Origin of the sequence: Winogradskyella forsetii (assembly GCF_013394595.1) — a bacterium.
GTDB classification, from domain to species: domain Bacteria; phylum Bacteroidota; class Bacteroidia; order Flavobacteriales; family Flavobacteriaceae; genus Winogradskyella; species Winogradskyella forsetii.
Genome location: NZ_CP053348.1, coordinates 3,564,269 through 3,587,359, shown reverse-complemented (window position 1 = coordinate 3,587,359; position 23,091 = coordinate 3,564,269). Strand labels below are relative to the sequence as shown.

The 23,091-nt window shown below is 34.4% G+C and carries 14 protein-coding genes and 1 pseudogene; 10 read left to right on the top strand and 5 right to left on the bottom strand.

Annotation, left to right across the window (positions count from 1 at the left end; all coding sequences use genetic code 11):
• Nucleotides 1-9: 9 nt before the first annotated feature.
• The 5 genes from HM987_RS15485 (at nt 10) to HM987_RS15465 (ending at nt 8,135) form a co-directional block, all read left to right on the top strand.
• Entirely contained in the window at nt 10-1,512 is a 1,503-nt protein-coding gene (locus HM987_RS15485) for a glycoside hydrolase family 30 protein (protein ID WP_179008941.1), read from the top strand.
• A 38-nt stretch (nt 1,513-1,550) separates the two neighbouring features.
• On the top strand, nt 1,551-3,908 hold the full coding sequence (locus HM987_RS15480) for an MFS transporter (protein ID WP_229724470.1): 2,358 nt from the start codon (nt 1,551-1,553) through the stop codon (nt 3,906-3,908).
• A gap of 13 nt (nt 3,909-3,921) precedes the next feature.
• Nucleotides 3,922-4,836 carry a glycoside hydrolase family 17 protein gene (locus HM987_RS15475; RefSeq protein WP_179008940.1) on the top strand — a complete coding sequence of 305 codons (915 nt, stop codon included), beginning with the start codon at nt 3,922-3,924 and terminating at the stop codon, nt 4,834-4,836.
• Nucleotides 4,837-5,109: 273 nt separating this feature from the next.
• Nucleotides 5,110-6,702, top strand: a complete 1,593-nt coding sequence (locus tag HM987_RS15470; protein WP_179008939.1) for a T9SS type A sorting domain-containing protein — start codon at nt 5,110-5,112, stop codon at nt 6,700-6,702.
• Between the two features lie 425 nt (nt 6,703-7,127).
• On the top strand, nt 7,128-8,135 hold the full coding sequence (locus tag HM987_RS15465) for a LacI family DNA-binding transcriptional regulator (protein WP_179008938.1): 1,008 nt from the start codon (nt 7,128-7,130) through the stop codon (nt 8,133-8,135).
• 2 nt (nt 8,136-8,137) lie between these two features.
• Here HM987_RS15465 and HM987_RS15460 read toward each other — a convergent pair whose 3' ends face one another.
• From HM987_RS15460 to HM987_RS15440, 5 genes are all read right to left on the bottom strand, one after another.
• On the bottom strand, nt 8,138-10,102 hold the full coding sequence (locus HM987_RS15460; protein ID WP_179008937.1) for a DUF3857 domain-containing protein: 1,965 nt from the start codon (nt 10,100-10,102) through the stop codon (nt 8,138-8,140).
• A 100-nt stretch (nt 10,103-10,202) separates the two neighbouring features.
• Nucleotides 10,203-12,158, bottom strand: a complete 1,956-nt coding sequence (locus tag HM987_RS15455) for a transglutaminase-like domain-containing protein (RefSeq protein ID WP_179008936.1) — start codon at nt 12,156-12,158, stop codon at nt 10,203-10,205.
• A complete protein-coding gene (locus tag HM987_RS15450) occupies nt 12,127-15,423 on the bottom strand; it encodes a tetratricopeptide repeat protein (protein WP_179008935.1) in 3,297 nt (1,098 codons plus the stop codon). The genes HM987_RS15455 and HM987_RS15450 overlap by 32 nt, the downstream gene beginning before the upstream one ends.
• Before the next feature lie 109 nt (nt 15,424-15,532).
• Complete coding sequence (locus tag HM987_RS15445) at nt 15,533-15,955, bottom strand: hypothetical protein (RefSeq protein WP_179008934.1); 423 nt, start codon at nt 15,953-15,955, stop codon at nt 15,533-15,535.
• Nucleotides 15,956-15,995: 40 nt separating this feature from the next.
• Nucleotides 15,996-16,226, bottom strand: a complete 231-nt coding sequence (locus HM987_RS15440; protein ID WP_179008933.1) for a hypothetical protein — start codon at nt 16,224-16,226, stop codon at nt 15,996-15,998.
• 335 nt (nt 16,227-16,561) lie between these two features.
• On the opposite strand from HM987_RS15440, the gene HM987_RS15435 reads away from it, so the two are divergent.
• The 5 genes and pseudogenes from HM987_RS15435 to HM987_RS15415 all read left to right on the top strand — a co-directional run bounded on the left by HM987_RS15435 (nt 16,562) and on the right by HM987_RS15415 (nt 23,077).
• A complete protein-coding gene (locus HM987_RS15435; protein ID WP_179008932.1) occupies nt 16,562-16,759 on the top strand; it encodes a sigma-70 family RNA polymerase sigma factor in 198 nt (65 codons plus the stop codon).
• A 20-nt stretch (nt 16,760-16,779) separates the two neighbouring features.
• Nucleotides 16,780-17,148: pseudogene (locus tag HM987_RS15430) on the top strand (RNA polymerase sigma factor); the annotation flags it as partial.
• A gap of 110 nt (nt 17,149-17,258) precedes the next feature.
• Nucleotides 17,259-18,323 carry a FecR family protein gene (locus HM987_RS15425; RefSeq protein ID WP_179008931.1) on the top strand — a complete coding sequence of 355 codons (1,065 nt, stop codon included), beginning with the start codon at nt 17,259-17,261 and terminating at the stop codon, nt 18,321-18,323.
• A 122-nt stretch (nt 18,324-18,445) separates the two neighbouring features.
• The gene (locus HM987_RS15420; protein WP_229724468.1) at nt 18,446-21,745 is read left to right on the top strand and encodes a TonB-dependent receptor; all 3,300 of its coding nucleotides are present in this window, start codon (nt 18,446-18,448) and stop codon (nt 21,743-21,745) included.
• 3 nt (nt 21,746-21,748) lie between these two features.
• Nucleotides 21,749-23,077 carry a RagB/SusD family nutrient uptake outer membrane protein gene (locus HM987_RS15415; protein ID WP_179008930.1) on the top strand — a complete coding sequence of 443 codons (1,329 nt, stop codon included), beginning with the start codon at nt 21,749-21,751 and terminating at the stop codon, nt 23,075-23,077.
• Nucleotides 23,078-23,091 lie beyond the last annotated feature (14 nt).

Here is a 23,091-nt window from a genome sequence, read left to right as displayed (position 1 = left end):
AATCAAAATATGAAAACGTCAAGATATAGCATATTACCACTCTTAATTTTAACAGTAATGAGTTGTAGTTCCGATAAGAAAGAAAGCAAAAGCTTAGAAGTTGAAATTTATGAAACTTCAGAAAGCGGTAATAAACTGACAAGAATCACAGAATATTCACAGGTAGATTCTTCAGCAGTCATCAAAATACTGCCAGAACAGAAATTTCAAACCATAACAGGTTTTGGTGGTTCATTTACAGAGTCTTCAGCTTATTTATTAAACAAGTTGAGTAAAAAGAACCGAGATACCATTCTTCAAGCATATTTTGCTGATGAAGGTGCACGCTATTCATTAACCAGAACACATATCGCTTCTTGCGACTTTTCGTTGAATAATTATACTTATGCACCAGTTGCAGAGGATATGTCATTGGAAAGTTTCAGCGTAGAAGAGGATCGTGATGATTTAATTCCAATGATTAAAGAAGCGATGGTGATTTCCAAAAATGGTTTCAAAATAATTGCATCACCATGGACAGCGCCACCATGGATGAAAGACAACAATGAATATGTCGGTGGAAAATTATTGCCAAAATATTATGATGCATTTGCACTTTACTTTTCTAAATATCTCAATGCCTATAAAGCTGAAGGTATTGATATTTGGGGTTTAACTCCGGTTAATGAGCCACACGGAAATGGTAATAATTGGGAAAGCATGCATTTTAATCCAGAAGAAGAGACTGAATTTGTTCAAAATCATTTAGGCCCAAAATTAGAAGCTGATGGATATGGTAAAGTAAATATTCTAGGCTACGATCAAAATAGAAAAGGAATACAAGAATGGGTGGATGAAATGTATAAAGATGAAGCGTCTTCAAAATATTTTGATGGATTAGCCATACATTGGTATGAGAGTACATACGATTTTTTCCCGAAGGAATTACAGTATGCTCATCATAAAGCACCAAACAAATATTTAATCGAAACCGAAGGTTGCGTAGATTCAGAAATTCCCAAATGGCAAGATGATGCCTGGTATTGGAAAAAAGAAGCTACAGATTGGGGCTGGGATTGGGCTTCCGCAGAGGAAAAGCATTTACATCCTAAATATGCTCCAGTAAATAGATATGCAAGAGATATAATTGGATGTCTAAACAATTGGGTAGATGGTTGGGTAGATTGGAATATGGTACTCAATAGGCAAGGTGGCCCAAATTGGTTTGAAAATTGGTGCGTGGCTCCAGTGATTGTAGATCCAGAAAATGATGAGGTTTACTTTACACCATTGTACTATACTATGGCACATTTTAGCAAATATATAAGACCAGGAGCAGAGGTGATAGGAGTCGAAAATCCTGATACCGAATTGCAGGTCACAGCAGCAGAAAATCCTGACGGTTCAATTGCAGTAGTATTGTTCAATGAAGGTAATAACGAAAAGAGTTTTACTTTAAACCTTAATGATAAACTCGAAACTATTAAAATTAACGCACAAGCTATACAGACCATTATTATTCCACAATCCTAAAAAAAAAACAGTAATTACCTAACCAATTAAAAACCGCTATGATGTCTAAAACTACGAGTAATGTACCCATGGGAAAAAAAATTGCCTTTGGACTAGGCATGTTGGCAAATCAAATGTTTCCTGCTGCTATGGGCATTTTTATGGTCGTTTTAATTCAAGACTATGGTTTATCAACTTTGATGTGGGGTATTTTGTTTTTTCTTCCTCGTCTTTTCGACTCTTTTACAGATCCAATTATGGGATTTATTTCTGATAACACAAGATCTATCTGGGGGAGACGTAGACAATATGTGCTTCTTGGAGCTGTGATTATGGGCATTGGGTTTTCATTGTTGTGGCAAATGTATATAGACGATGGCGTCGATTATAATTTCGTATATTTTTTAATTTGGTCTTTAGTTTTTTATTTAGGACTTACCATTTTTTCTGTGCCATACGTAGCTATGGGCTATGAGATGAGTGACGATTTTCATGAGCGTACAAATATTATGGCAGTAGCGCAGTCAATTGGGCAATGGGCTTGGGTAATTGCGCCTTGGTTTTGGGTAGTAATGTATGACGATAACTGGTTTGGTTCTACAACAGATACCACGCGATCCTTAGGTATTTGGGTAGGTGTTACCTGTGCAATTTTAGCGATGGTGCCAGCTATTTTTATAAAAAGTAAGTCAACAAAAGATGATCAAAGTTTAACTCCTTTAACATTAAAAACGCTGGGAGGAAGTTTGAAACAGATTTTAAACAATTTTAAAGAAGCATTTAAAATTCCAGTTTTCAGAAAGTTATGTTATTCAACCTTTTTGATCTTCAATGCCTTTAACGTAGTTGCTGGTTTTTCATTTTTTATTGTCGTCTATTATTTATTTAATGGAGATGCTGGAGCAGCAGGTCTATGGCCAACGTTGCTAGGTAGTGTAGGTGCATTGGCTACTACCTTTTTGGTTATTCCTATTGTAACAAAGATGTCTAAAACCATGGGTAAAAAGAATGCTTTTTTAGTTTCTCAAGGAATTTCTGTTTTTGGCTATATAATGCTTTGGTTCTTATTTATTCCTGGTAAACCTTATATGTTTTTATTTGCGTTACCTTTTTTCTCTTTCGGAATAGGAAGTTTATTTACACTTATGATGTCTATGACCTCAGATGTTATAGATATTGATGAACTAAATACAGGTAAGCGAAGAGAGGGAGTTTTTGGAGCGATTTATTGGTTGATGGTAAAGTTTGGTTTTGCATTTGCAGGATTAGCAACAGGAGCTATTATGACCTTAGTAGGGTTTGTGCCAGACACTGAAAACACGGAGGCTTCAATAACAGGAATTAGGTTATTCTATTCAGGCTTACCAATATTAGGTACACTTGGTGCAATGTGGATAATGCATAGTTATGATCTTACTGAAGAAAAAGCTTTAGAAATAAGTGCTGAATTGGCAAAACGAAAAGTTAAAAAGAAAACAAAAGAAATATCTTCAGCTTATGGTGCTGGTCATTTGTTATCCGTTCTAAATAACGATATTAAATTAGAGGCGTATTCAGAAATAAATTTTGATAATAGAAGCATCGAGGATGTAAAAACAATGTTTCTCGATAAACTCAACAATAGGTTATGTGGACTCTGTTTTAGTCCTTATGTAGAAGGACAAAGCCCTGATGAAGATATCTTATCTGAGTCTCAGATTCGTCGACGTATGGAAATCATAGCTCCATATACAATCGCAATTCGGTCATTTTCGTGCACTGAAGGAAACCAATTGATACCAATAGTAGCACATGAAAAAGGCCTTAATTCAATTGCTGGTGCTTGGATTAGTGGTGATAAGGAGCGCAATGCAAAAGAGATAAAAGCCTTAATAGAACTTGCCAAGACAGGAGTAGTTAATGTTGCTGCTGTAGGTAACGAAGTACTGCTTAGAGGAGAAGTGTCAGAAGTTGAGTTAATTGGTTATATCAATGAAGTTAAACAGGCTTTAAATGGATTTGATGTCGCTGTAGGCTATGTAGATACCTATTACGAATATTATAACCGGCCAAAGTTGGTTGAAGCTACTGATATTATTTTAGCAAACTGTTATCCGTTCTGGGAAGGATTTGGAATTGAAGATTCGTTACAACATTTGAGAGAAATGTATGCCCTAACAAAACACGTTTCACAAGGTAAAAAAGTTATTATAGCCGAAACAGGATGGCCAAGTCAGGGTGCAGCAAATGAAGATGCACATCCTTCTCAGCTAAACGCAATGCGATATTTCATTCAGTCCCAAGAATGGGCAAGTAAAGAAAATGTGGAAATTTTTCATTTTTCTTCTTTTGACGAAACTTGGAAAGTACGGGTGGAAGGTGAGTTAGGTGCACGTTGGGGCATTTGGGACAAAGATGAAAATCTTAAGTACAACTAAAAGAATCAAATAAATGTCATACAGAGAAGAATCCTATTACAAATATAAAGGTTATAGCCAGATTACTACAAAAGGTATCGATGTGTCAAAACTCACATTGGAGGCGTTAAACAACCTATGGCATAAAACAATCGAAGATGGTTTTCATGGTATATGTTTTAGTATATATGAGGATGGCCAAAACCCAGGTGATGATATTAGTTTTGAACAAGTTGAGCGTCGTGTAAAAATTTTAAAACCACATGTTGAAGCGATCCGGTCATTCTCTTGTATTGAAGGTAACGAGCATGTGCCAATAGCTGCAAAAAAGCATGGATTAAAAACTTTAGTAGGTGCATGGCTAAGTGATGATAAGGAAGATAATGAAAGAGAAATTGAAGGTTTAATAACCCTTGCTAAGGCAGGGAATGTGGATGTCGCAGCAGTTGGCAATGAAGTCTTATACCGCAATGAGTTAACGCTTAAAGAGTTGTTGGGTTATATAAAACGCGTAAAAGATGCCTTGCAAGGACTAGATATACCTGTAGGTTATGTAGATGCCTACTACGAGTTTTCACGTCACCCTGAGTTAGTTGAAAATACCGATGTTGTATTGGCTAATTTGTATCCATTTTGGGAAGGTTGTCCAATAGAGTATGCTTTAGGGCACATGCAGGCCATGTACGGGCAAGTTGTAGATGCGGCTCATGGCAAACCAATTATTATTACTGAAACAGGTTGGCCTAGTGAAGGAGGAAGTTTTAAAGGTGCGATTGCTGATAATGCCGCTGCAATGAAATACTTTATAGACACCATAAACTGGACGAAAGAAAACGACATACCAATATTTTATTTCTCCTCTTTTGATGAGTCATGGAAAACAGGTGATGAAGGTGATGTTGGAGCATATTGGGGACTTTGGGATAAAAATGAAAAATTGAAGTATTAAAATTCTTGTCGTCAATCTAATAAGTTCTAAAATAACACAACATTAACACAACATTTGTGATATATAACTTAGTTTAACCATGGGCCAAAGAGGTCTTAATTATTGATTCTATTGAGGTCATGGGAATTTTTGGTTTTGTAGAATTAAAACAATGTAGTGTATGTTTTTTGTAAAGGTAAAATTTCGTTGTATATCAAATGCATTGAATATCTTTATGGAACAAGGTTATTTCATTAATAAAAATTATAAACAACAATTTAAAAAATTACAATTATGAAGAAAATTACTTTTTTATTCACACTTTTAGTAGTCGCTTTAGGTTACTCTCAAGCGCCAACTGAAGCTGCACCGAATCCGCCTGCCCGTGATGCGGCAGACGTAATTTCTATTTTTACGCAGACCACTGATGCTACCACGACTGTTTACAATGATTTATCAGTGGCTGACTTCAATCCAAATTGGGGTTCAACTTCAGGAAACGTAACTATCGATCCACAGGGTGGAGATAGAGCATTAACGTATCCAAATTTTGATTATCAAGGTATTATAATAGGCTCTAACATTAATGTTGGTGCTATGACAAAACTTCACGTGGATATATGGACCAATAGCGTTTCACCTAATGTTTACTTAATTAGTAATACAAGTGGTGAAAGGTTTGTTAATGTAGCGTCAGCACCTAACCAATGGACAAGTGTTGAAATTGATTTGTCAGAATACACAAGTCAAGGTCTAACATTAAATGATATCAAAGAATTTAAGTTTGCTACAGATTCTGGAGCGAGTGGTGTTTCTATTTATATTGATAACCTCTATTTTTCAAGGCCAGCAGTAGATCCTTTGACAGATGCAACTTTAAGTGATTTACAAATTGATGGTTCTACCATTCCAACCTTTGGTCCGAATACTACAAGTTATACTTATTCCGTGCCAACTGGTACAACAACAGTGCCTCAAATTACTACAGCGACAACTACAAATGCTAGTGCAACTGCAGTTATTACACAAGCCTCGGCTATACCAGGAAGCGCTTCTGTAGCTGTAACAGCTCAAGACGGAACAACTATGCAAACTTACACGGTAGCTTTTGCGGCTTCAGGTCCTGCTACAGCAGCACCAGCGCCTCCAGCAAGAACGCCACAAAATGTTATATCCATATTTAGTGATGCTTATAACGATATCGCAATAGATACTTACGATACGCCTTGGTGTGGTGCAACAACTACAGAGGTTATGATTGAAGGAGATGCTATTAAGCAAATTACAGGACTTGGCTGTGAAGGTATTGAATTCGTTTCTGGTCGATTTGATGCTTCAGGTTTCGGGTTTTTCCATATGGATATTTTTACGGAATCAGAGACCATGGATAAAAGTTTTAATATCAAATTTTCTGATTGGCAAGGCGGTGCAGAAGAAGAAGGTGCATTAGAATATTCTGCAACTAACGCAAATGTTCTACCTGCAACGAATCCAGGTACATGGATTTCTATAGATTTACCGTTGTCGGCTTTTAGTGTCATTAATGGTGTGGATGGAAGTGATTTAGTGCAATTTGTAATCACTTCGGATTTAGGCACTGTTTATTATGACAACCTTTACTTACATAACAACAATTTAAGTACAAATGAATTTGCTGCAGCAGATTTCAAAGTCTATCCAAACCCAACTAAAAATAATTGGAATGTTGAAAGCAATACCACGATAACTTCTATTTCAGTTTATGATATTTTAGGTAAACGTGTTTCAACGTTATCTCCGAACACTAATGATGTCGAGATTAGCACTGAAAATATTCAATCTGGTATCTATTTCGCAAGAATAGAAGGAAGTAATGGTTCTAAAACCGTTAAGCTTATTAAAGAATAAGATTTAAGAGCAAGAGACCAATCTTAATGAAAAAGCGTGTTTATATTATTTAAACACGCTTTTATTATGAATGAACGTAGGGTGTTATTAATGAATGTTTTTTTATTAGGTAAACATTAAAATAAACCATTAAATCCGTTTACTTTCTCTATTTATGTCATTCTAAAATAGAGCCTTAACTAAGACGATGTTTAATTTTATAAATTGACGGTGAACCGTTTTTTATATGTTTATGTAAATGGGATCTGTAGAATGCAAGCTACAGATACTATTAACTGCTTAAAACAAATCTTGAAGTAATTCAAATAATTGATAACGTATTTTCAAAAAGAGTATATTTGGAACTACGTTTTTTTCTGAATTCGTATAAATTTTTAGCGAAATGAAAAAGTTTTATCGAGTTCAGAATTTAAAATAGAACGACTATGACAACACTCAAAGAATTAGCTGCCCTTCTAAACATTTCTATTTCTACGGTTTCAAAAGCATTAAACGATAGTCATGAGATTAGTGATAATACCAAAAACCGTGTGAATGAGCTTGCAGAAAAGCTCAACTATAAACCCAATAGAATAGCACAACAGCTTAAAACAAATAAATCTAAAACGATTGGTGTTATTCTTCCAACGGTTACCAATCCGTTCTTTGCTGAGGTGTTGCATGGCATTGAAATGGCGGCGACAAACAGTGATTACGATATCATTGTTTGCCTTTCTAACGAAACCTTGCATAAAGAAAAGCGAAGCCTAGAGTTATTGTCTAATGGAAGTGTGGACGGTTTCATAATGGCTGTAGCAAGGGAAAGTCAGGTAAAAAAACAAACTGATCATATAAGGTCTGCCATAAAAAGCAAACTTCCTGTTTTAATGTTTGATCGTGTGGTCAATGATATTGAATGTAATAAAGTGATTGTAGATGATTTTCAGTCCGTATATGAAGCCACAGAACATTTAATAGTGAATGAAAAAAGAAAAAACATTCTTTTAGTAAGTAATATTGAAGAACTGAGCGTTGGCAAACTAAGAATAGAGGGGTATTCTAAAGCATTGAAGAATCATAAATTAAAACCCACATACCTTAAATTAGATAATGCAATCGATGTCGATGTAGAAAGTAAAATATACAATTATTTAAAAGAGAATGAATCCATAGATGCTATTTTATCCATAGATCACGTTACTGGAATTGTAGCGATAAATATGGCGAAAAAATTAGGTAGAAACATTCCTAAAGATTTATCAGTAGTTGGCTTTGGTTATGAGCATACACAACTATTATCGAGCCCTAAAATCTCTATTATTCACCAAAAAGCGCATAAAATAGGGGAAATGTCTGCAAAATTGTTGATTGATAATATTATGGATGAAGATCTAGAGTTACAGACCATTGTTGTTCCGAGTGAATTGAAATTGAGTGAGTCTGTAAAAGAGTAAATTTACTCTTTAACCAGTACTAAAGTGACCTTATTAAAGTCGGCAGCACTGTTAATGACTCGTCTATAATCTTCATAAATTGCGACAGGTATACGATTGATTTTGTAATATTCGTCTGCTGTGATTGTTAAAACATTGCCATTTAATTCGTAAAAAGATTTAAAGCTTAAAAGGGTTTTTCCGTTATCAATATATTCGTTATCAATATTTATATCATCAAAGTTTACAATTGTGTAACCTTCAGGGATTGTAACGTTTATTGTTCTTTCATAAACGCGCCTAAATTCATTTTCTAAAGTGAGGACTCTTTCGTTTTCTTGATACAATTCCATTTGACGACCTATAAGTTCGCCAACTTTAAAAAGATATTTATTACCTGCTTTTTCAACAAAGGCATCAGATGTAAAATCAACATTAAATATTATAGGTTCTGTTCCAAATAATTCTGAATTGTCATTATCAATTTTTGTGTTGTTAATAGTAACGCTTTCGTTAAGGTTTTTAGCAAAACCTTCAACAAGTTCTTTCCTGTTTTCAGGTTTGACTAAGTTGATATAAGGATGAATGAACATACCATAATAACCAGACATTGCTCGGCTCAATTTTATATTTGTAGTTGAAATATCATCATTGTCAAAGGTCACATCAATAGTCATGTTGTCTTTGGAATGTTCAGCTTTTACAGGTTTAATTGATTTTATTTTTCCAACTGCAGAGACAAAATCACCAACAGTTACCTGCTTAATAAATAGACCATTGGTGTCTGTAAGGTAACCTGGAGGAAAACCATAGCGTGAGTCATTCTCATTAGGTGCTAAATACGATTTGGTTTTCGGAAAATAGATCATAACATCCTGTAAAAAGATATTGGCTTCAAAGTCTTTGTCAAAATGCATAAATTCTCTACTACAGGTAAATACAATATCGTGTTTGATGCCAAGTTGATTAAATAAGGCAACATAAAGCTTTATTATACCTTGTTCACTGGCCACTTTTTCATCAACAATAGTGTCTAGATCATTTAATTTATCATTACTATATTCAGCGGCAAAAATATTGGTCTTTATATAATTTTCTATGGTTCTGACTTTTGAGTTTAAATCATCAGAATCGTCTAATTTTAGCGCCTTAATAAGTTGATCAAGTGCCTTAATAGTTTTCTTTGATAGTTCTGCATTGTAAAAATTATAGACGTTCTGGGCTACAGAAGCATAGGAGGTAATGTCCTTACTGTTATTTGCAGTGTTTTCGTCCAGGGCATAAATAAGAAATTGTCTTTCTGCGGAATAGAGAGCTTGTGTTTCTTCTTCTAATTTTTTTACTTCAGGTAATTTGAAAGACCAGTGGTTTTTAGTTTTTACAACCGTATCTTTTTCGACGTCTTTTAAGTCGTTATAACTTTTGAATTTGAATATTAAATTTGACGGTGCAAAAAGGTCGAATTCAATATCCTTTTTTTTAAAATCATCTTGAAAGCTAATCCGTTTTCCACTGTAAGACGGACTGCGTTTTACCACATACATAAACTCTATAAAACTCCCTTTTTCAATACCCTCAAACGCAAAATATTTATAGATTTTTTGAGTCTCATCGTCAGTTGCCGTGAGTATTTTAGAATCATCCAAATCTATCACTTTGCCTGCGGGCGTAATAACTCTTGCTTTATTTACTATTAGTTCTGAATCTGAATCGTACGGTAAATAAATTTTGTTATAATCTTCTATAGCTTGATCCGAGTTTAGATAATAAGCCTTGTGCTCTAAATAAAACTCAACAAATTCATCATTTGGCGTGAAGTAAAATTCAGTTGCTATTTTTTCCTTGGCGGCAACTAAATTTTCATTGGTATAGTCTTTTGCATCGAAATTAGGAGTTTTATCCCAATCATAACTTTCATAGAACGCTTGGCTATATGCTGATGTAAGAATTAATAAATAGGTTAGCAGGCTTAATTTGAATAATTTCATGATTGTATTTTTATTAATTTTTCAATGCTCAAAAGCAATATCTATATAATTCTTTCCTTGAGTATCAAAATTCAGTTATGACTATTGCATTTTTGATATATTACAATTTTTTAAACACCACGGTTTCTTTATACTGTTTTTCGACTTTTTTAATGGCAGCATTGACTATTTTCTGATCTTCAGGTGTCAGTGTTAAATAATCCATGCTTAACTGATGCGAGTAGGTAACACTATTATTTTTTTGTTCATAGGAAATACTGCACTTAAAATAATCGTTGCTTAGTTCGTAGTTTTCTGGCAGGTAATCTACACGATAATTATCTGGAATTTCTAAAGTGTTTACAAAGGTATACTCACATTTATATTTTACTTCAACGTCATTTTCTCTTTCATCTTCAGACTTATATGATGTAATATCTCTATTAAGATTTAGATTAACGTAAATCTCATCTCCAAACTGTTTTGAATAATCATCAATATTAAATTCATAGTCAATTTTAAAATCATCGTCATAGCTATATTTATTGATTTCCTTAAAATTATCAATCAGAAATTTGTTGCTCCCTTTTCTTAACTTTACTGTGTAATAGTTTTTTAACTCCTTTTCTGAATTTTTAGATTCCAATTGATTGTAAAAATCAAGTTTATAATAACCAGATAAAGTGGTCTCGCCTTTTCCAATAAGTTGGTCATTTTTGATGCTTAAGGTGGCAGTTTCGAAATAAGAATTAGTTTTTGGGGACATTACGGGAACAGTTTCAATTCTAAATTTACCTTCGCCGTCGCCAATTAGGGCTTCTTTCCCTTGGATAAAAGAGGATGGCATTTCTAAAGCCAAATAGCGTCCGGTGGCATCTAAAAAATAGGTGGTATCGTTTTCTGAGTAAGATAAAATCATATGATTATCAACCATTGGTGTTGGTAGTTCTTTATAGGTATATGGAATTTTTCTCGTACCTATCCAAGTCAAATTTCCTTTTAGTCCAGCGGTTTTTAACATTTCATATAATATGCTAGAATTATCTTTACAGTCTCCGTATTTTTTGTTGAAGACATCATTAGCTTCGCGTGGAATAAAACCGCCTAAGGCATATTCGAAAGCGATGTATTTAATGTTTTGCTGTACCCAATAGTAGATGGCTCTTACTTTTTCTAGGTCGGTTTCACTCGCCTTTGTAATCTCGTTCACTATTGTTACCAATGCAGGATCCGTTGGTTGCTGATTGATATCCTTAATCATGGAATAGTACCAATTGTAAAGGTCAGCCACGTCATCTAGAAGTTTTACTTCTTGGTTGTTATTGGTATAAGACGTGATTATTGGAACGACATGTGGCAGTACTTTTTTGTAGGTTGGTACGCTACTTTCGTACTTAATTTCATCCACATTTTTAATTTCCCAAATGTAAATATTCGAATGTCGTTTTTCTTCTTTAGTGAAAGAAATATCGTAACCATCTGTATTAAATTCTTGAAATCTAAAATTGATGTCCTTGTCAGCAACTAATGTGACTTTTTTCGCTTGAATAGGGTAGAAATTGCCAAAGTAAATTGGACTTAAGAACCGTGGGTTTTTTACGATTTCGGTATACTCTAATTTTGTTTTACCGCCTTCAGCTAAATTAGGGTAGATAAAATTAAGCGATTTGGTATCGTCATGGAATGATTCACCCATTTCGTCCTTTTCTATAAAATCTTCAACTTTAAAAGCTTTATATTTTCCATCGTAATATTGGTAAGATGTAGCCTCGACAGATTCTAATTCAAAAAAAGATGAAAAATCCAACGACCTTTTGGAACCGTAGGTGGCAGCATCGTCTAAATACAAGTCCTCTTCTAGAAATTTTTGTTTTATCTCTAGTTCATTATTCTTAAGTCTAACAGATATATCGACCTCATCATTTAATCTGATAAAGGATGATTCTGGATACTTAATTTTGAAGGCATCAACCTCTTCCGAAGTTTGAGCTTGCAAAATGAATAATGAGCTTAAAAATAGTATAGTAAAAACTAATCGCTGTGATTTAATTGGTCTCTGATTTATATATTGAATCATTGAAATAATAGTCTGTTTTAGTTAGTTTACCTGCCTCATTATAGTACTTGCGTTCACCGTGAAGCTTACCACTTTTGTAATTTGCAGTTTCTTTGAGTTTTCCATTTGCGTAATTTGAAGTTAAAAGCCCATCAATAACGCCATGGTTATAATTTATTTTTCGTTCTATAGTGCCGTCTTCGTAATATTCAATATCTGAGCCATGATAATCATCATCCACATAATATAATTCATTTTCTAACGCACCGGAATAATAATAGGAAAAATAAGATCCAACCAATTGTCCGTTCTTATATTCCATAATTCTTGAAGGTTTCCCATTATCAAAATAAGCTTCGATTTTAGCTGTTTCATTATTTATGGGAATCATCTCTTTTTCTTTTCCAGATGAATCTATGTAGGAATACCCAATAAGCGTCCCATAATTGTAAAACCTTACCACTTGCAGTTTCCCTTCAGGACTGTAAAACTCCATACGTCCATGTTCATTACCGTAAGCGTAGTTGGTTTTTTTATAAATAGTGCCATCTTCATGATAGGAAATCCATTCTCCAATTTTAACACCGTATTCGTAGGTTTTGTCATCGTCCAATTGGCCATTTTCAAAGTAGCGATAAGACTTACCATTTTCGCTTCCATTTACATAGGTTTCCTTGTACTTTACATTACCATTTGGATAATACCATGTCCATTCACCATCCATGCTGTTGTTTAAGTAGCTACCTTTTAAATATAGGCTACCATCAAAGTAATAGCTTTTGTACGCGCCATGTTTAATGCCATTGACATAAGTGATTTCAGTTTCTTTGTCACCATTTAAATGATATAATGTCAGTTCATTATTATTTGCTGTATCTGTATAGTCTATTACTTGGAGCACTTCGTCTTTATGATTGTAAAAGACTTCTTTAGTTAGATCTCCAAACGAATAATGCATTTCTTTTGTCAAATGACCATTAACGCCATATTGCTGTTGTTCGCCATGATATTGGTCTTTGTGGTAAAAGCTAATATCCATTAATTTTCCTTCATTATTATAATACCTCCATTCCCCATGTTGATAACCATCTTTGTACCAACCTTGGGTCTGTAGTTTGCCATTTTTGTGGAATGCTTCATAATAACCCGTTAATTCACCCTTATCAAATTGAGAAATACTTTCAACGGCGCCATTTACATAATAGGTTTTATGTGCTCCAATTGCCAAACCATCTTCGTAGTTGCCTTCTTCAGCTAAGGTGCCGTTTTTACCAAAAAACTGCCACTTTCCCATCTTTCCGCCTTTGATATCATAATTTCCTTCAGACATCAAAGTACCGTTGGCATAAAATCCCTTAAAATAAAATTCGCCGTTTTTTTTACGGTTTTCGGTAATTAGTTTTCCAGCTTTATCGTAATATCTATAACCAATAACTTCACCGCGTCTGTAATCAAACTCATAATACAATTTGCCATCTGTATCGTAGGTTTTTGAAATGCCTGTAAGTTTGCCTTCGTCATATTCAATTTCGGATTCTAGTGAGCCATCTCGATAATAAATTTTCCACAGTCCGTTGTATGAACCCTCTGAACATTGCCCTTGTTGACTAATTTTTCCATTAGAATGATATTTAACGTATGGGCCATCAAGACTACCGTTCACATATGTAGCTTCTAGGGATTTTTGTTTATTCGCAAAATATTGGGTTTCTAAACCGTTACGTTCACCGTTTTCAAACTCTATATTTGAGTACACATTGCCGTTAGCATAAAATTCCAAGGCGTTGTTTTGAGCCTTACCATCTACGTAATCTATATCAAATTCTGGTATGGCTTCACCAACATTAAAATACGCTAGGTATTTACCTTCCAATTCCCCATTCTTAAAATATTTTTTTTGTTTTAAGGCTCCCGTCGGAAGATAGTACAGGTATTCGCCATTAAATTCTCCATCCTTGAAATTTGCAGAATAATAGAGTTGACCATTGTCATACCATGATTTGTTTTCACCATCCAATTTTCCATTGACATAAATGGCAGTTTCCTTTAATTTCCCATTGTCATGATACCAAGTCCATTTTCCGTGTCTTTCTCCCTTGTCGTTATAATTACCTTTTCCATTCTTTTTGCCATTTCCGTTAAAAAAAAGCCAATCACCAACAGAAACTTCACCAACCATTTTACCTTCGCCTTGCAGAATACTTTCGGAATAATAATAATTTATCGCTTCTTGCTTACCATCAACTAGTTTATTTTGTGGAGACATGATTTCATAAATTTTAGAAAATAAATTTCCTAAAAAAGTGGTGACATCATCATCATTTTTTTCAATAAACTTTTTAAATTTTTCATTTTGTATCGAATAGGCTAAGGTGTACACAAAATTATCGAATTGTCCATTTGCTTTAATCCATTTATAAAGCGGTACATAACGTTGATCCCAAAACCCACCATTGCCTTCAAAATCTTCCAATTGTTCTAGCATAGCATGGTTTTGCTTGACTAATGCAATGTCAATGTCATTCGCAATTTCGTATCTATTGTTGAGTGCAATTCTATTGTCGAGAATGAGATCAATATCCTCAAAGGCTTCGTCATCTTCAGAGACCTCAATAGCGTCATCAGGCGTATGCTCATTTTTGCTTGCAATAATCTCGTTTAGGTACTTGAGAAGCCCAAAAGCACGATCAGAATCGGGTTCTACCATTAAAGCCATGTCGTAGCACATCAAGGCTTGAGTGGTTAAATTTTGTTTATAACAAATACTGCCTAAATTTAAATGGGCATTTCTGTATAGAGGGCTAATTGTAATGGCTTTTTGGTAAGCCTCAATAGCTTTTGGTATGTTATTTAGTTTTTCATAGATAGTAGCTTTGTTATACCATAATTTATGATTTACAGGAAACTGCTCAAGTGCAGTCTCATATAAAGTTAGAGCGTCCTGATATTTTTCTAATTGTTCTAAAGCTACACCTTTGTTCATCATAAAAAACAAATTAGAGCTACTATCACAATTTAAAGCTAAGCCTTCATCTGTTGTTTCAATTGCAGCTTTATACTTTTTTTGCTGAATGAGATAGTAGGATTTAGAAGTTAATACACTGCAATAAGTGGAATCATTTTTACTGATCCTATTCAGGGATTTCAAGACGGAATCGTAATCTTCTGTTTCAGTATGCCCTCTAACTTCCTCAACAACAATATCATAGTCTATGAAAGGAATTTTTTCTTGTGAAAGTGAAACGTAGCTAAATAATAGACATGTGAGTAAAAGGATGTTTTTCATTGAGGATCTAGATATATATTGTGGTTACCAATATAAGAATACCAAAATAAAAAGCACAAAAAAAGCCTGATTTTCATCAGACTTTTTCTACATTCTATAATCTAAGTTATTACAAACCTTTAACCTTGTTAGCGGCATCATTTCCTGCTTTCTTTACATCGTCAACAGCTTTGCCAGCTGCATCTTTAGCGTTATTTCCAGCGTCTTTAGCTTTCTCTACAGCATTGTTTGCTGCATCTTTTACATCGTTGGCAGCGTTTTCAACGCCATCTACAGCATTATCAACAGCATCGCCTGTGGTGGTTTTTGCATCATCAACAGCATCTTCTGATGCTTCGATAGCATCATCAACAGCCTCTTCTAAATTTTCAGCGGCATCTTCAACAGCATCACCAGCTTCTTCCAAAGCATCCTCAGTGGCGTCACCAGCATTTTCCATAGCATCTTCTGTTTTATCTGCGGTCTCTCTACAGGATGTAAATGACAATCCCATTACAGCAACAAGTGCTAAACTTAATACAACTCTTTTCATTTTAATAGTTTTAGTGTTAATTAATTTAATGTATTAAGATTTAGTTGTCGTCATTATCTATATCGTCAACAGCATCTTCAACAGCCTCACCTGCTTCTTTAGTTTCCTCAACGGCATTGTCAACTGATTTCCCCATTTTTTCGAGAGCTCCTTCGGTTTCCTTTTCTGCCGCCTCTACAGTTTCTTCGGCTTCATTAGAAGTTTCTCTACAAGAATTTAATGATAATCCTAAAAAAGCAACTAGAGCTAAACTTAATACAACTTTTTTCATTTTAATAATAGTTTTAGTGTTAATTTTTGTTAATGTACGAAAATAGTAATTTCAATGAAATTTTAACATAATTCCCTTATTTATTCCATACACATTTGCGCTATATACGTTCGTATTGATAAATTTGGATCTTTTTTTGAATTTATTTTATTTTTCGTCAATAATTAAATGACATTTTTTTAAAATGAATTCTCCATATAGCTATGATGTACAAAACTTATAGTGGCTAACGATTCATAGCAATTTGTAATTTATTTAAAATTTTTGTTTTATAGCAAAGACTTCATAATTTTGATGATATTAGTATTTTCTAATTTAAAGCCATTTAAATCACCTTGAAATCAATCAAAGATACCGGTCCTATTTTGTGGGCACAACTTAAAGGTGGCAGCATAAGTGCTTTAGGTGACTTGTACGATTTGTATATTGATGATTTATTTAGTTACGGTATGCAGTATTGCGCTGATAAAACGAAAGTTATGGATCATATTCATGATGTGTTTTTAAATTTATATAGTATAGAAAAAACTTAGCCAATACAGATCAGGTAAAATATTATTTATTCCGATCCTTAAAAAATCAAATTTTTAAAGAAGCAAAAGGAGAATCCAAAATCCAGACGTTTATATTAAATGATAATGTTCATGCTAGTGCACATTCAAATTCAATTGAAGATGAAATAATAGCGACTGAAGTAGGTAATGAAAGAGCATTTAGATTGTCAAAAGCTATAAATTCTTTGAGTCATAAGCAACGGCAAGGGTTGTATTTAAGATTTACCGAAGAAAGAGAGTATGAAGACATTGCCCAAGTGATGAATGTCTCAATTCAAACCTCAAGAACCTTAGTTTATAGGGCAATAAAAGCTCTGAGAAAGCGTATGGTCGTTGTTTTTTATTTTTTACTCTATTTATTTTCTTAAAATTTCTTTTATTTTTTGTCTATATCTTATCTATGTTTTACTTATTAAGATAAGGGAGCTTCAGTTTGATAACCTCATAAGCTTCTGTTTCAAATAAGTTTTAGATACAAATGAAAGACAATCAACCCAATGATATCAATTTTAATCAGATTTCAACTGAAGAAAAATCGCGCTTAAAGCGTAAGATAGAAAACTCTGTGTTTGCTTACGCTCAGAAGAAACGACGAAGAAAATACGCTATTGGATTTGCGGCAGCCTCCATAATTCTGTTGTTTTCGGTTGGACTCCTTTTTGACTATTCGAAACAAGACGTATCACCAATTGAAACTTTTGTAAATGCTTCAAAAGATGTGATAAAAACTGAAGAAGTGAAACTCATTTTAGGCGATGCCAAGAATATTGAAATTACTGAGGAAAATTCGGCAATAACGTATTCTGACAATGGTCAAAATGTATCAATCGGAAATTCGAAATTGGTAAATCAAAATGTTGGAACGTCTAAGGATGTTGTTTTTAACACGTTGATTGTTCCGTATGGAAAACGTTCAGAAATTGTGTTGGCTGATGGAAGCAAGGTTTGGTTAAACTCTGGTACTAAATTGATATTTCCCGCCACGTTTTTAGAAGGAAATCGAGAAGTCTATCTTGATGGTGAGGCGATCTTTGAAGTTAAGCATAATAGGAATCAACCTTTTATTGTAAAGTCAAAAGATCAGGATATTGAGGTTCTTGGTACGGTTTTCAACGTAAGCAATTATAAAGATGATGACGCTGTACTCACAGTGCTAAAAAGTGGAAGTATAAAGCTTCACTATACCACTGATAATTTTATGTCTTCCCAAAGTGAATTAAAAATCGCACCAAATACATTAGCGACATATCATAAAAAAGCGAAACAAATAAAAACGACAACCGTTGAGGTTGAAACCTATTTTTCTTGGAGAGATGGTGTTTTCATTTTTAGAAATGACCCTTTAAAAACCATAATGAAGAAATTGTCACGCTATTATGATGTGGAAATCACCATCAATGATAACGACTTAGCCAATCAATCGTTTTCAGGTTATTTAGATGTCAGTCAAGATTTGGAACACGTCATGCAAATTATAAAGGAGGCAGAATCGGCACAGTTCGATTATAAATTAACGAGCAATAAAAAACTAATCATTAACTAAAACCAACAATCATTTGAAATTAACACCAATCCAAAAAAAGACTAGAAGATGCGCCAACATCTTCTAGCTTACAAATCAATAACACTGTATAAAACAGCAATATTAACCACTAAAACAAAATTATGAATAAAAATAAGAACCTTTATGCTTTAGGTAGCGTAAAATCTTTGAGATACTATTTGGTAAATATTATGAGAATCTTTCTACTATTAATAACCATTGGTCTGAGTTCTGCTTTTGCGAACAACACAAATGCGCAGACAAAAATAGATGTTAACGTAAACAACGTTACTCTAGAAGTATTGTTTAAGGACATACAGAGCAAAAGTGAGTTTATATTTTTTTACAAAGACAATGTTCTAAAATATAATGTAACGCTGAACTTAAAGAATGCATCAGTTACTACCATTTTAGATTCTGCCCTTAAAGGCACAAACCTATCTTATAAATTAAATGATAGACAAGTGGTGATTAAGGAAAATCTTGATAGTAACGCGCAAGGATCCAATATAAAAATCAATCAACAAGAAAAAACCATTAGTGGTAAAGTTCTCGACGATACTGGAGCTCCGCTAATGGGAGCCACAGTACAGGCTAAAGGTAAAAACATAGGTGTTGCAACGGATTTTGATGGTAATTTTAGCTTAACAGTTCCTGAAAGCACTAAGATCATAGTGATTTCCTATATTGGTTTTGCAACACAGGAAATTGATATTACCAACAAAACCACTGTCGAAGTTAAATTGTTAACGGATACTGCCACCTTAGGTGAAATTGTAATTATTGGTTACGGTACAGAACAAAAAGCGTTATTGAGTGATGCAGTTTCTTCTGTTAAATCCAGTCAGATTAAGGATATTCCTGTTCCTAGCGTAGATGGTCTTCTTCAAGGCCAAGCAGCAGGTGTTCAGGTGCAACAAAATTCAGGAACGCCTGGTGGAGAGATGTCAGTAAGAATTCGTGGTCTGAGTTCTATTAGTGGCTCTAACCAACCGCTTTATATTATTGATGGTATTCCAGTAACAACCGGAGATTTTGGACGTATTGGCTATTCTGGCCAAGGTGCTAGTGCACTTACTGATCTAAACCCGAGTGATATTGAATCTATAAGCATATTAAAAGATGCTTCCGCAACTGCTATTTATGGAGCAAGAGGTTCTAACGGAATTGTATTGATTACCACAAAACGAGGTAAGGAACAGAAATCCGTGGTCAGTGTGAATGTCTATACAGGAGTTCAACGTGCTTGGAATAAATTAGATATGCTCAATGCCAGAGAATGGATGGAATACAGAAACGATCTTACTAATTCCACGGTGTTTACTCCAGAAGATATGGAAAGCAATACCATTGATACGGATTGGCAAGACGTTATTTTTAGAAACGCGTCTATTAACAGTTACGAAGTTTCTGCAAGAGGCGGGTCGGACAAAACACAATTTTTTGCAAGCGGAACTTTTTTAGATCAAGAAGGTATTTTAATAGGAACAGATTATCAAAGAATTAATGCGCGTGTAAACGTAGATCACCAATTGTCCGAAAAAGTTAAAATGGGAACCAGTATAGGTTTAACTCATGCGAAAACCAACCGTGTTGAAAGTGATCAAACCTTGCATGGCCCTCTACCTAATGGTATTTCTACACCAGCCATTTTTCCGGTGTATAATGAAGATGGTTCTTATAACCAGGACGGACCATATTCAAATGCGGTATCGATTGCTAACGAAGCCATTAATCAGAATTTTTCATACAGAACCAATTCTAATGTGTATTTAGACTGGGATATTATAGAGGGTTTAACATTCACAACAAAATGGGGAATTGATTTTTTAAACTTTAGAGAACATGCTTACGAATCTACAAGAACGGTTCAAGGTGCACGATACAATGGTTTGGGATTTGAATCCTATTCTAATGTGTCAAATATTGTGTCTAATAACCTTTTAAAATATAAGAAGAAGTTTAACAAACATAAAGTAGAGGCTTTAGTTGGTTACTCATTTGAAAAATATCAATACAGATCCTCCTTTATTAGAGGACAGGATTTTGCAGATGACGATTTAGAATATATAAGTTCAGCGGCAACTATCGTTTCTGCTACAGCCAATGCTACAGATGAAGGCATTAGATCTTATTTGGGCAGACTGAATTATAACTATGACGATAAATATATAGCCTCTTTTACTGGACGATTTGATACGTCAACAAAATTTGGAACGAATAACCAAACTGGTTTTTTCCCAGCTGCTTCTATAGCTTGGAGAGTGATTCAAGAAGATTTCTTAAAAGAACAAAAAACAATTTCAGATCTAAAAGTAAGAGTGAGCTATGGTCTTACAGGAAACGATGACATTAGTCCATTTTTATTCTCAGAATTATACGGAAACACATCTTATAATGGTCAGCCAGCAATTTTTCCTAGCAATATCCCTAATCCAGATTTAAAATGGGAAAGTACAGCGCAATTTAATATTGGAATTAATTTGGGCTTATTTGACGATAGACTAACACTAACCGCAGATTATTACAACAAACAAACTAAGGATTTGTTGTTAAGCAGACCGTTGCCTTCTTCTGCTGGTTTTTCTTCTATAACTGAAAACGTCGGTAGTGTGGAGAATAAAGGAGTTGAATTGTCTATAGAAACAAGAAATTTTATTGGAGATAAATTCAAATGGAGTACCCAATTCAACATTTCAGGAAATAGAAATAAGGTTTTGGAACTTTATAACGATCAGCCAATTGATGACATTGGTCGTGGCGGTAACAGAATTATGGAAGGGCAGCCCATCGGAATTTTCTATAGTTACGAATCCTTGGGAGTAGATCCTTCAACAGGCGATATCGTTTATGCAGATACTAACTTTGATGGACAAATTACATCTGCAGATAGAACAATTGTTGGTAATCCACATCCGGATTTTATATATGGTCTCACCAATAATTTCACTTATAAGGGTATTGATGCGACCATATTTTTACAAGGTTCGCAAGGTAACGATGTATTTAACGGTTCTAGATTGTTCTTAGAATCGTTGCAAGGTGGCGACAACCAAGTCGCAGATGTGACGAGACGTTGGCAGCAACCGGGTGATATTACAGATATCCCTAGAGCGACGACAGATCCAATAGCTTCTACCCAAAATAAACGGGTCTCTTCTCGCTTTATAGAAGACGGTTCATACCTAAGAGTAAAAAACGTAACCATTGGTTATACCTTGGATAAAAATATTATGGACAAAACGATGTTTTCAAGTTTTAGAGTGTATGTCAGTGCACAGAACTTGTTCACGTTTACCAACTATTCTGGTTTAGATCCAGAGGTCAATTATAGAGGTGATGATAATTCTGTAATAGGAACAGATTTCTTTACCTATCCACAAGCCCAAGTATTCACTTTAGGTGTTAATTTAAAATTTTAAAAAATGAAAAAGATAATTTATATAACCTTAATTTTAGTTACGGCTGTATCCTGTGATGTTTTAGATGCGGAACCTCAGAATTCTATTTCTGCCGAAGAAGCTTTTAAGACGAAAGAAGATATTGATAAGGGGATTTTGGGAGCATATGCTTCTTTTCAAAGTTTGAGTTATTACGGAAGAACTTTCGGTATATTCTCAGATTTAGCAGCTGATAATCTGTCGCATCCCTTAGCTGCAACTGCAGCAACCTACGCAGAAGTAGATAACAATAGTATTTTACCTGAAAATAGCTCTGTAGATGGTATTTGGAGTATTGCTTATGACGGTATTAACGTCGCAAATAATGTAATTGCTAAAGTACCAACGATTGCAGATATGACAGAAGAGGAAAAGAACGAAGCCTTAGCAGAACTTTACTTTATAAGGGCTTTGAACCATTTTAATCTGTTGAACTATTTTGGAGGCGTGCCAATTAAAGTTGCGCCGACAGTTGGTGTTGATGGATTGGATGTATCGAGAAATACTGAGGAAGAAGTCTATAGTCAAATAATTAATGATCTTATTTTTGCTGCAGATAATCTTCTGCCGTCCAGTACTAAAGTAAGAGCAGGTAAATATGCCGCTAAGGCATTATTGGCAAAAGTATATTTATATAAAAAGGAATATACGCAAGCTAAAACCTTAGCCTCAGAAGTTATTGCAGAAGGTGGTTATACCCTTCTTCAGAATTATGATGATATTTTTGCAGACGATGCATCTGCTGAATCTATTTTTGAGATTGCTTTTACACAATTAGAAAGAAATCGCATTTCAGAGTATAACTTTCCAACATCGCTAAATGGAAGAGGAGAAGTAGCACCTGCACAGAGTTTGTTGGATGCTTATGAAGCTGATGATGAGAGATTTGAAGCAAGTATTGCTTTTGAAGGCGACAAAGCTTATGCTATTAAGTATGACGATTTAAGTCTAGGAGCGGATAATTTTATCGTGTTGCGACTAGCGGACATGTATTTGGTAAGAGCAGAAGCGGAAGCAAACCTTCCATCTCCAGATTTAGCAGCCGTTAGAGCGGATATCAACGAAATTAGAACACGTGCAAATTTACAACCAACATCAGAATCTTCTGTTGATCAATTACTCAGAATAATAGAGAAAGAAAGGCAAATTGAATTTGCTTTTGAGGGGCAGCGTTGGTTTGATTTGGTAAGAACAGATAGGGCTATTGCCGTTTTACCTAATGTAACTAATAGTAATCAAACACGCTTTCCAATTCCTTTAGACGAAATACAAACCAATAATAGTCCAGGAATGGTCCAAAATCCAGGATACTAAAAACTAACGATCAT